At 64.6% G+C, this 9,866-nt stretch carries 9 protein-coding genes; 4 read left to right on the top strand and 5 right to left on the bottom strand.

The window, feature by feature from the left end; genetic code table 11:
* The 3 genes from EN738_RS06675 to EN738_RS06665 form a co-directional block, all read left to right on the top strand.
* Positions 1–1,677 (top strand): caspase family protein (locus EN738_RS06675; protein ID WP_127283009.1); only part of this gene is annotated, 1,677 nt, incomplete at its 5' end.
* 104 nt (positions 1,678–1,781) lie between these two features.
* On the top strand, positions 1,782–2,156 hold the full coding sequence (locus EN738_RS06670) for a hypothetical protein (RefSeq protein WP_245478393.1): 375 nt from the start codon (positions 1,782–1,784) through the stop codon (positions 2,154–2,156).
* Positions 2,153–2,878 carry a hypothetical protein gene (locus EN738_RS06665; RefSeq protein WP_127283007.1) on the top strand — a complete coding sequence of 242 codons (726 nt, stop codon included), beginning with the start codon at positions 2,153–2,155 and terminating at the stop codon, positions 2,876–2,878. The genes EN738_RS06670 and EN738_RS06665 overlap by 4 nt, the downstream gene beginning before the upstream one ends.
* A gap of 98 nt (positions 2,879–2,976) precedes the next feature.
* On the opposite strand, the gene EN738_RS06660 is transcribed toward EN738_RS06665, so the two are convergent.
* Positions 2,977–4,083, bottom strand: coding sequence for a serine protease (locus EN738_RS06660; RefSeq protein WP_127283006.1), 1,107 nt, complete (start codon positions 4,081–4,083; stop codon positions 2,977–2,979).
* A gap of 389 nt (positions 4,084–4,472) precedes the next feature.
* Between EN738_RS06660 and EN738_RS06655 the strand changes: the two genes are divergently transcribed.
* Entirely contained in the window at positions 4,473–5,567 is a 1,095-nt protein-coding gene (locus tag EN738_RS06655) for a trypsin-like serine protease (RefSeq protein ID WP_245478392.1), read from the top strand.
* Between the two features lie 72 nt (positions 5,568–5,639).
* On the opposite strand, the gene mgrA is transcribed toward EN738_RS06655, so the two are convergent.
* The 4 genes from mgrA to EN738_RS06635 form a co-directional block, all read right to left on the bottom strand.
* Positions 5,640–6,686: an L-glyceraldehyde 3-phosphate reductase gene (gene mgrA, locus EN738_RS06650; RefSeq protein ID WP_127283004.1), complete on the bottom strand. Its 1,047-nt coding sequence runs from the start codon at positions 6,684–6,686 to the stop codon at positions 5,640–5,642.
* A 134-nt stretch (positions 6,687–6,820) separates the two neighbouring features.
* Positions 6,821–7,963, bottom strand: coding sequence for a Gfo/Idh/MocA family oxidoreductase (locus EN738_RS06645; protein ID WP_127283003.1), 1,143 nt, complete (start codon positions 7,961–7,963; stop codon positions 6,821–6,823).
* A gap of 11 nt (positions 7,964–7,974) precedes the next feature.
* Positions 7,975–8,721, bottom strand: a complete 747-nt coding sequence (locus EN738_RS06640; RefSeq protein ID WP_127283002.1) for a sugar phosphate isomerase/epimerase — start codon at positions 8,719–8,721, stop codon at positions 7,975–7,977.
* Between the two features lie 39 nt (positions 8,722–8,760).
* A complete protein-coding gene (locus tag EN738_RS06635; protein WP_127283010.1) occupies positions 8,761–9,864 on the bottom strand; it encodes an ABC transporter ATP-binding protein in 1,104 nt (367 codons plus the stop codon).
* Positions 9,865–9,866: the final 2 nt, after the last annotated feature.

Below are 9,866 nucleotides of genomic sequence, written 5' to 3'. Positions count from 1 at the left end.
GGCGCCTTCGTCTGGGTGGTGTTCGACTGCTGCCATTCCGGCACGGCGACACGCGCCGCCGAGGTCGACGACGAGATGGAGCGCAAGGTCGAGTTTGCCGATCTGTTCGGCGGCGGCGAGGCCGAACGGGCAGCTGCCGTGAAGCTCTATGCGGACATCGCGGCGACCGCGACGCGCGGCTTCGACGAGAACGGCCAGCGCAAGCCCGCCTTCAACCTTACGCCGACTGGCGCCGAATCGACCGCCAAGGGCAAGCTGGTCGCCTTCTATGCCGCGCAGACCGTCGAGACGACGCCGGAGATGCCGCTGCCCAAGGGCACCGCCGATGCGCCGCGCTTCGGCCTGTTCACCTTCACCATCCTGTCCAAGCTGGCCGAGAACCCCGCCGTCACCTACCGCCAGCTCGGCCAGGCGGTACTGCAGCAATATTCGGCCGACAGCCGCACGCGGCCGACGCCGCTCTTCGAAGGCGAGCTCGATGCGCGCGTCTTCGGCACCGACAGGACCGATGCGGTCATGCAATGGCCGCTGGTCGTCAAGGACGATGCGGCGACGATCGGCGCCGGGCTCCTGCAGCGACTCACCCCCGGAAGCAAGCTCGCCATCCTGCCTTCGGCCCTGTCGCAACTGTCTGAAGCGCTCGGCTATGTCGAGGTGCAGTCGGCCAGGAACCTGGAGAGCTGGGTGAAGCCGGTGGAGCTCGACGGCAAGCCGGCGCTGACGCTGGCTGATATCCCGGCCAATGCCTATGCGCGCGTCGCCGAGCTCGCGGTCGACTACAAGCTCGTGGTGGCGCGCCCGGCGGCAACCGACGGCCTCGACAAGGAGACCGCGCTGGTCAATTCGGTTCTGGACGAACTGGCGGCCAGGGAGAAATCCGGCTTTCACGTCGAGCTGGTCGAGCCCGGCAAGAGCGCCGATCTGCGGCTGGCGGTGCTGCGAGAGAACGCGATCACCGGCGCCGCGACCGCCGCCACCGACAAGCCGGCGCTGTGGTTCCTGCCGGCTTCCGGCGATGTGAAGGACGGCGGCAGGCCGCCGCTGATCATCATTCACCCGGATGATCGCGCCAAGCTGGTTGATGCGACGGCGAAGAACCTGACCACCATCTTCCGCGCCACCGGCCTTTCCAGGCTGGCCGCCGCCTCCGACTACCGGCCGGAAGAGGTCAGCGTCGAGTTCGAGATCAGGCGCCAGGGCGGCGACGCACTGGAGCCGCTGCAGGCCTCGACCGTGCCGCGCGTCTCGCCGGGCGACGAGGTGCATATCAGGGCCAGGAACGATTCCGACAAATATGTCGACATCAACGTGCTCTATGTCGGCAGCGACTATTCCATCACCCATATCGTCGCCGAGCGGCTGGCGCCCGCCAACGGCTCGCCGGACGCCGGCTTGCGGGAAGGGCTGCTGGCCTTCACCGACACCAGCTTCGGCATGGAGCGGATGGTCGCCGTGCTGACTGAAGCACCGCCGCAGAGCGAGAAGGAGGATCTGAGCTTCCTGGCGCAGGACGGCGTGCCCTCGGCCACCCGCGCGGTCGGCGGCTCCGGCTTCTCCGACATGCTCGCCGATATCGGCATGGCACCTTCGACACGCTCGGTGATGAAGCTTGCCGACAGGAGCGGCCCGAAGGGCGCGGTGATGATTTTTCCGATGGAGACAGTGCCGCGCGCCTGAGCGCAGGCCGCCGCAAAAGCCTGTCGCAACCGCTGCATCGGCTCTTGCGCGACCGGCCTTGTGCGTGGACATTCTGGCGCGGCACGGAAAGGATGAGGACGCTTGTGAGAACCAACCTGCATTACTGGCTCGGAGCGGGCCTTCTTTTCGCGGCGCTGCCGCTCGCCCCTGCCTGGGCGGAGGAGAGCTGCGGCCTCTGCGCCAAGCAGATCGTCACCAATTCCGAACTGGCGGGCTGCTTTCTCGACCAGTACGACCAGATCGCCAAGACCGGCAACGAAGCCGTCGTGGTCGATCTCAGCGACTGCGCCTCGCGTGGCGTGGTCGAGGCCCTGCCCTCGCCGAACAAGGCACCCGCCGAACCGGACGTGCAGTTCATGGTCTCGCGCCCTCAGCTCGACTGCCTGAAAAGGAAGCTTGAGGCGCCGGGCATCGTGCTCGACCCGACCGCCACCATCGATCTGGACAGCTGCCGATGAAGAAGCCGGGGGGCAAGGTGACAGAACAAGTAGTGCCTGCGACGGCGCTGACGACGGCCGAGCCTTCGCCGGCCAAGAAGGCCGAGGCGCTGCCGGAAACCACCGAGGGTTTCCCGTGGCCGAGCAGCCACGAGATCAAGAAGGAATCGAACCCCTTCACCGATCGCGACTGGCGCATGCTGGCCTACGCCTGGTCGGGCCTTTTGGTGCGGCTTGTGATCATCTTCACGCTTCTGTTCTCCGTCTTCCAGTTCCTGGCCAACCAGGAGCAGAAGCGCGTCGAGCAGACCATGGCGCTGGTCGAGCTCTGGGAGAGCAAGGACTTGCAGCAGGCGCAACGCGCGCTCAAGGAGCGGCTGGCGGCGCTGAACACCAAATACGACAATCTGCTTAGCGCCAATCCGACGCCGACCGAGGAACAGGTGTTCAGGCAGCGCATCGGCATCGAGGCGATGACCGGCGATGGCGGGAGTATGCCGCTTGCCGATTTCAGCGATCACTTCGACCGCATCGTCTATTTCCTCAACCGCCTTTCCATCTGCGTCGAGAGCGACCTCTGTTCGCGCAAGGTGGCGGACGCCTATTTCCGCGACTATGCCGTTTCCTTCTGGAGTTATTTCGCCGGCTATATAGACAAGCAGCGCAAGGCCGGCTCCGCCAACTTCGCCTCGGCGATCGAGACCTATGTGCGCCAGGAGCAGCCCGAGGCGACGTCCAAATAAGGGCGAAGCGATCGGTGGCCCGGATGTGAAAAACCGGCAGTGGGATCAACCCTACCGCCGGTTGTTCGATCGCTCCTATCAGCGGGTCGGAACAAGCCTCATTTGTAGAGGCTGTTGATCCACTCGATATTGGCGGCGTGGAGCCTGACCGCGGTGTTGGCGTCCGGACTTTCGGCGACGTTCACGCCGGTGATGACACGCTGCTTGGCGGCGTTGTCATAGGCGTAGACCGAGCTGCCGCTCGAACCCGGGAACGTATCGCAATCGTACTGGAAATAGTCCGTGCCGATGTTTTCGGCATGCACTTCGCAACTTGCCTTCCACATCGTGCCCATCGGCTTGTCGCCGGGATAGCCGACGATATTGGCGGTGAAGTCGCCCAGATCCTCGTAGTTGGCATAGCCCAGCCAGCCGAGATTGGTGCCGACATCCTGCTTCAGCGTGACGATGCCGAGATCCCACGGCACGACCGAGCCGTAGAAACCCTGGTAGTTGTCGATGAAGCCCTGCAGGACATAGGCGCTTTCATAGGTGAAGGCGCCGAACGGCGCATCGTCGGCGGTGCTGCCGTTGAGGCCCGGCACGAACAGATATTCGTCGAGCCAGGCGCCATCCTCATGGCTGTAGAGGCAGTGCGCCGCGGTAAGCACGGTGCGCGGACCGATCAGCGTCGCCGAGCAGCTGCCGAACTTGCCGGTCTTGGGCGACTTGGCCTCGAGATAGCCGATGGCCGAGAACGGATAGGTCTTGGTGTTCTTGACTTGCTCGCGGTCGTCGGTGCCGAACACTTGGCGGCCCGCTTCGCCTTCCGTCAGCCCGGGGTCTCCGGTGTTCTGCGGACCTGAAGCGTCGGACCCCTGCCCGTCCGCCGGCGCATTCAGTTGCTCGATGATCAGTTCCTTCAGCGCCTCGTTCGCCTCGATCTTGATCTCCTTGCCGTCGGCGGAACGTCCGACGATGCCATAGGACTTGACCGCTGCGTCCTCGTCGGCGAGCGGCGCGGCGCGGCTGGCCTCGTCCTCGGTCAGTTTCGGCGGCGCGATCGGCTTTGCCCGGCCCGGCGTGTAGTCGCCCGATCCCGCATCGCGCATGCTTTCGCCGTTGCCGGCATTGGCAGTGCCGGGATCGGCGGCGAAAGCGGGCACCAGCCACATCGCGGTGGAAAGAAACGCGGACGCAATGATGGTGTTCGTCAGTTTTGTCACGGTGAGACTCTCCCAAAAGTCAGCAAGGACCGGATCAAGATACAGAAATATTGTCGAGATCGTGGTGACGCCAAAACCGAGTTTCGGTAACGCCGACCAGATCATTGCCCCGCGCGGTCAGTTGAGGCCCCCGCCAAAAACTCCCCTTCGATATACTGCCTAAAATATTCCAACATTGGCAATGACAAATCGCTTCCACGTAGCCCGTGGGGGGCTATAGGTTTGAGCGGGTTCTGCTCGCGGGCACGATTAGCAGAAGTGGCACTCGGTTTTATGACCGGTTTGCGCGCCGATCCGGGCTGCGCGTAGCCGGTCGTTCAAAACCGGTGCTTCGGGCAGCGGATCATGCGCCGGGCCGGCCTGTTCGGGAACGTTCGTCTCAGGAGGTCATGGTGAATATCATCCATCGGTTCAGGCCGCTCGCCACAGCACTGCTGGCCGGCATCGCGGCGCTCGCGACGCTCGACGCCATCCACGCGGCCGATGGGCCCGCACGGCCGGAAGCAGCGGTCTCGCCAATGAAGCGCGTCGCGGAAGCAAGGGCGAAGGCCAAGGCCGAGAACCCCGACGGCGCCGATCGCGTCTATGGCGGCAAGGAGGCCGAGAAAGGCGCTTTTCCTTTCCAGGTGGCGCTGCTGACAAGCGACAGGCTGGACGCCAGCCCGGCCTCGCAGCCGGACGCCCAGTTCTGCGGCGGCAGCCTGATCGCGCCGCAATGGGTGCTGACGGCCGCGCACTGCCTCGTAGACAACGGCCGGCCGATCCCGGCGGGCGCGGTCACCGTGCTGACCGGCGCCACCGATCTCGGCGAAGGCAAGCGCTACAAGGCGGCGGAGGTGATCGTCAACGAAGGCTATAGCGAGCAGACGATGGACAACGACCTCGGCCTGATCCGGCTGGCCGAGCCGGCGGACGCGCCGACGATCAAGCTCGCCCGTGAGGCAACGCCAGACAGCGGCAAGACCACGGTCACCGGCTGGGGCAAGATGCAGGACGGCACCTTCCCGACGGCACTGATGGTCGCCGACCTCGACCTGCAGCCGAACGCGACCTGCAACAGCGGCATCAAGGACATCTACGCGCGCGACCTGAAGACAGCACTTGGCGACCTCTCCCACCGCATGCGCTACTCCGAAAAGGGCATCGACGCGGCCGCCAGCGCCATTGCCGCCGACATGTCGGACCCGCTGACCGGCAACATGATCTGCGCCGGCACCGCCAGCGGCGAGCGCGATGCCTGCAATGGCGACAGCGGCGGCCCGCTGTTCATGACCGGTGCCGACGGCCCGGTCCAGATTGGCGTCGTTTCCTGGGGCGAAGGGCCGAATGACGGCAGTGCGGCCTGCGGCCACAAGAACGCCTACGGCATCTATACGCGGCTGGCCAACTACAGCGGCTGGATCGAGGAGAAGATGAAGACCACGCCGGCGCCGGCAAAGCCCAAGGCCGGTGTCGGTACCGCTCAGAAGCCGGCCAAGCCCTGAGCCTCCCGCCTCTCTCAATACAAAAACGGCGGGCAAAGCCCGCCGTTTCTTTTCATGCCATGCCGACGCCATCTACTTGCGCGGCGGACCCTTGCGCTCCGCCGAGGCCGCCCACAAATTGATGTCGGCCTCGCGCGCATAGCTGTCGATCTCGGCCAGTTCCGCATCGCTGAAGTCAAGTGCCTTCAGCGCGCCGACGCAATCCTCGACCTGTTCCGGCCGGCTGGCGCCGATCAGCGCCGAGGTGACCCGGCCCCTGCGCAGCACCCAGGCCAGCGCCATCTGCGCCAGCGTCTGGCCGCGGCGCCCGGCAATGGCGTTCAGCGCCTTGATGTTGGTGATCGTCTTGTCGTTGATGAAGGCGGGCCTGAGCGACTTGCCCTGCGAGGCGCGGCTGCCCTCGGGGATGCCACCCAGATATTTGTTGGTCAGCATGCCTTGCGCCAGCGGCGAGAACACGATCGAGCCGACGCCGAGCCCTTCCAGCGTGTCGAGCAGCCCGTCCTCCTCGACCCAGCGGTTGAGCATCGAATAGCTTGGCTGGTGGATGATGCAAGGCGTGCCGAGCTGCTTCAATATGTCGGCCGCCTCACGCGTACGCTGCGAATTGTAGGACGAGATGCCGGCATAAAGCGCCTTGCCCGAGCGCACCGCATGGTCGAGCGCGCCCATCGTCTCTTCCAGCGGCGTGTCGGGATCGAAACGGTGCGAATAGAAGATGTCGACATAGTCGAGCCCCATCCGCTTCAGGCTCTGGTCGAGGCTGGCCAGCACATATTTGCGCCCGCCCCACTCGCCATACGGCCCCGGCCACATCTCGTAGCCGGCCTTGGTCGAGATGATCAGCTCGTCGCGATAGGCGGCGAAATCGCTGCGCAGGATTTCACCGAAGGCGTTCTCCGCCGAGCCCGGCGGCGGACCATAGTTGTTGGCGAGGTCGAAATGGGTGATGCCGAGGTCGAACGCCTTGCGCACGATCGCCTGCTTGGTCTTGTGCGGCGTGTCATTGCCGAAATTGTGCCACAGCCCGAGCGAGATCGCGGGCAGCTTCAGTCCGGACCGCCCACAGCGGTTGTAGAGCATTTTCTCGTAGCGGTTTTCGGCGGCGACATAGGGCATGGGAAATCCTCGGATCTGAACGGATCGGGCATGGTTCACCGCAACGCGCTGACCATGCCCTGCGGCCCACCCTTTACCCTCTCCCCGAGAGAAGGGGGAGAGGGCTGGTAAAAATTATCGATAATTGCGGCGATCTACTTCTTCTTGGCCAGCAGGTCCTTGGCTTCCTTGACGCCGAGTGCGGCCGGCCGCTCGCAGGTCGTCTGCATGGCGACGAACTTGCCCGTTTCGCCCGAGCGCAACAGGCCGGTCATCACGTCGACGGCGTGCAGCGCCAGCTCCATCGAGCAGCGGTGCGGCCGCCCCTCAGCGATCGCCAGCGCCATATCGGCAAGGCCGGCGGTGCGGTAGTTGGCCATCATGCCTTGCGAATGCATTTCGTTCGGCACGCCGAACGGATGCTTCCATTTCGGCAGCTTCTTGACCGGTTTCGCCGCCTCGGTGAAGCGCACGTCGCCGCCGAAGAAATTCGGATCCGGCACGTACACTGTCCCCCCCTCGCCATAGAGTTCCATCGGCGCGTGGCCGTGGCTCCAGACATCCCAGCTGGTGTTGAGCGTCACCACCGCGCCATTCTCGAACTCCAGCAGGCCGTGGATGGTGGTCGGCGTGTTGACCGGGATTTTCTCGCCCGCGCGCGGTTTCGAAGAAATCGTCCGCTCCTTGGCCGGCGTCGAGGCGAAGGCCGCGACCTGCTTCACCGGCCCGACCAGCTGGATCAGGTTGGTGATGTAGTACGGCCCGATGTCGAGCACCGGGCCGGCGCCCGGCTGGAAAAAGAAATCCGGATTGGGATGCCAGTGCTCCATGCCGTGACCCATCACATGGCAGGTGCCGCTGGTGATCTTGCCGAGCGCGCCGGTGTCGATCAGGTTGCGCACCAGCTGATGCGCGCCGCCGAGGAAGGTGTCCGGCGCCGAGCCGATGCGCAGTCCCTTCTTCTCGGCCCGGCCTTTCAGGTCGAGCCCCTCCTTGATCGAAAGCACGAACGGCTTTTCCGAATAGACGTGCTTGCCGGCGTCGAGGATCTCCTTCGACACCTCATAGTGCACGGCCGGGATCGTCAGATTGACGATGATGTCGATGTCGTCCGCCTTGAGCAGGTCATTGACCGTCTCGGAGCGCAGCTTGAACTCCTTCGCCCGCGCCTTCGCAGCGTCCATGTTGATGTCGGCGCAGGCACGCATCTCGATGCCGCGGAACAGCGGCGCCAGCGAGAAATACGCTTTCGAGATGTTGCCGCAGCCGATAACGCCGATACCCAGTTTCTTTGCCATGTCGATTGTTCCTAGTAAGCCTTGACGGATGCGATGGAGCGGCGGGCGAAGCGCTCGATGTCGTTCGGGTTGTCCTGCTCCATGACAAAGTACTTGGCGGCGCTCTTGGCGCGCAACGTCTTGATCAGGCCGGCCCAGTCCATCGTGCCATGACCGACATCCGACCAGCCATCCTCGTCGAGGCCCTCGCCCGGCTTGGCGATGTCCTTGACGTGGACGGCGCTGATGCGCTTGCCGTGCTTCTCGATCCAGGGCAGCGGATCCGCGCCGCCGCGCACCACCCAGGCGACGTCCATCTCCCAGCCGATATCGGGCGCGGCGGCAAAGATGTGGTCCTGCGGCACCGAACCGTCGGCAAGTGCCTTGAACTCGAAATCATGATTGTGCCAGGCAAAGCCATAGCCGGCCTTCTTTGCCGTTTCGCCGACCTTGGCCAGCCGCTCGCCGAAACCCCGCCAGCCGGCGGCGTCCGCCGGCCTCTGCTCGGCGACCAGATAGGGGCAGATCAAAAGCGTGACGCCGAGCGCGTCGGCGATTTTGCGCACGCCGTCGAAGTCGTTCTCGAGCGCGTCGATCGAGAAATGCCCGGTCGGCATGGCCAGCCCGTTCTTGTCGAGCTCAGCGCGGAAGGATTTCGGATCGTCATAGACGCCGCCAAAGCCTTCGACTTCCTTGTAGCCGAGCTTGCCGAGCGTCTGCAGCACCCCTTCCCAAGGCTGGAAATTGCGGGCGCTGTAAAGTTGGAATGACCAGTTCATCGTCTCTGTCCGTTTCTTGGGGGATGGCTGCTGGGGAGGTTAAAGGCGGTTGTCGGTTTGAGCGTCGAACAGCGAGGCGCGTGCCGGATCGAAGCCGATGCGAATCGCATCGCCGTTGCGCAGCGTCTTATCCGCTTCGACGCGGAAGGAGATGATCTGGCCGCCGAGCTTGGTCCACACCAGCGTGTCTGAGCCCATCGGATCGACGATCTCGACCGTCGACTCGGCGGTGAACGGCATTGCCGCGGCTGCGTCGCCGAAGGCTATGTGCTCGGGCCGGATGCCGAAGATGCAAGGCTTGGCGCCACGGCCACCATCGCCGTCGAATTGATAGCGGCCGAGAGGCACCGACACGCCGTCGGCTTTGAACACAGGGGCGGCGCCGGCTTCCAACTCCCCCTTGAGGAAATTCATCGCCGGCGAACCGAGGAAGCCGGCGACGAAGCGGTTGACTGGCCGGTTGTAGATCGTCTGCGGCGCATCGAGCTGCTGGATGACACCGCCCCTCATGACGGCGATGCGGTCGGCGAGTGTCATCGCCTCGATCTGGTCATGGGTGACGTAGATCATCGTGTTCTCGAGCTTGCGGTGCAGCAGCTTGATCTCGACCCGCAGTTCCGAGCGCAGCTTGGCGTCGAGATTGGAAAGCGGCTCGTCGAACAGGAACACGTCGACGTCGCGCACCAGCGCGCGCCCGATCGCCACGCGCTGGCGCTGGCCGCCGGAGAGCGCCGACGGCTTGCGTTGCAGGAGCGGCTCGATCTGCAGGATCTCGGCGGCGCGCGCGATGCGCTTGGCGATCTCGTCCTTGGGCACGCCGGCGACGCGCAGGCCGAAGGACAGGTTCTTCTCCACCGTCATCTGCGGATAGAGAGCGTAGGACTGGAACACCATGCCGATGCCGCGGTCCTTGGGCTCTTCCCAGGTGACGTTCTTGCCCTTGATGAAGATGCGCCCGTCCGAAATGTCGAGCAGACCGGCGATGCAGTTGAGCAAGGTCGACTTGCCGCAGCCCGACGGGCCGAGCAGCACGATGAACTCGCCCTCGGCGACGTCGAGGTTGAGCGTCTGCAGCACCGACACGGCGCCGAAATTCAGCGACAGATCCTGGATCGACACGCTGGGATTGGCAATGTCCGTCATCA

The sequence above is a fragment of the Mesorhizobium sp. M4B.F.Ca.ET.017.02.2.1 genome (assembly GCF_003998955.1).
In the GTDB taxonomy this organism is placed as follows: Bacteria; Pseudomonadota; Alphaproteobacteria; order Rhizobiales; family Rhizobiaceae; genus Mesorhizobium; species Mesorhizobium abyssinicae.
The sequence above is the reverse complement of the archived record's forward strand: the minus strand, read 5'-3'. Positions and strand labels throughout refer to the sequence as shown.

Excerpts from the sequence above, each read along its gene's own strand:
- EN738_RS06640 (WP_127283002.1), bottom strand. The coding sequence starts at position 8,721 with ATGAACTGGTCATTCCAACTTTACAGCGCCCGCAATTTCCAGCCTTGG.
- EN738_RS06635 (WP_127283010.1), bottom strand. The coding sequence starts at position 9,864 with ATGACGGACATTGCCAATCCCAGCGTGTCGATCCAGGATCTGTCGCTG.
- EN738_RS06665 (WP_127283007.1), top strand. The coding sequence starts at position 2,153 with ATGAAGAAGCCGGGGGGCAAGGTGACAGAACAAGTAGTGCCTGCGACG.
- EN738_RS06655 (WP_245478392.1), top strand. The coding sequence starts at position 4,473 with ATGGTGAATATCATCCATCGGTTCAGGCCGCTCGCCACAGCACTGCTG.
- EN738_RS06645 (WP_127283003.1), bottom strand. The coding sequence starts at position 7,963 with ATGGCAAAGAAACTGGGTATCGGCGTTATCGGCTGCGGCAACATCTCG.
- mgrA (WP_127283004.1), bottom strand. The coding sequence starts at position 6,686 with ATGCCCTATGTCGCCGCCGAAAACCGCTACGAGAAAATGCTCTACAAC.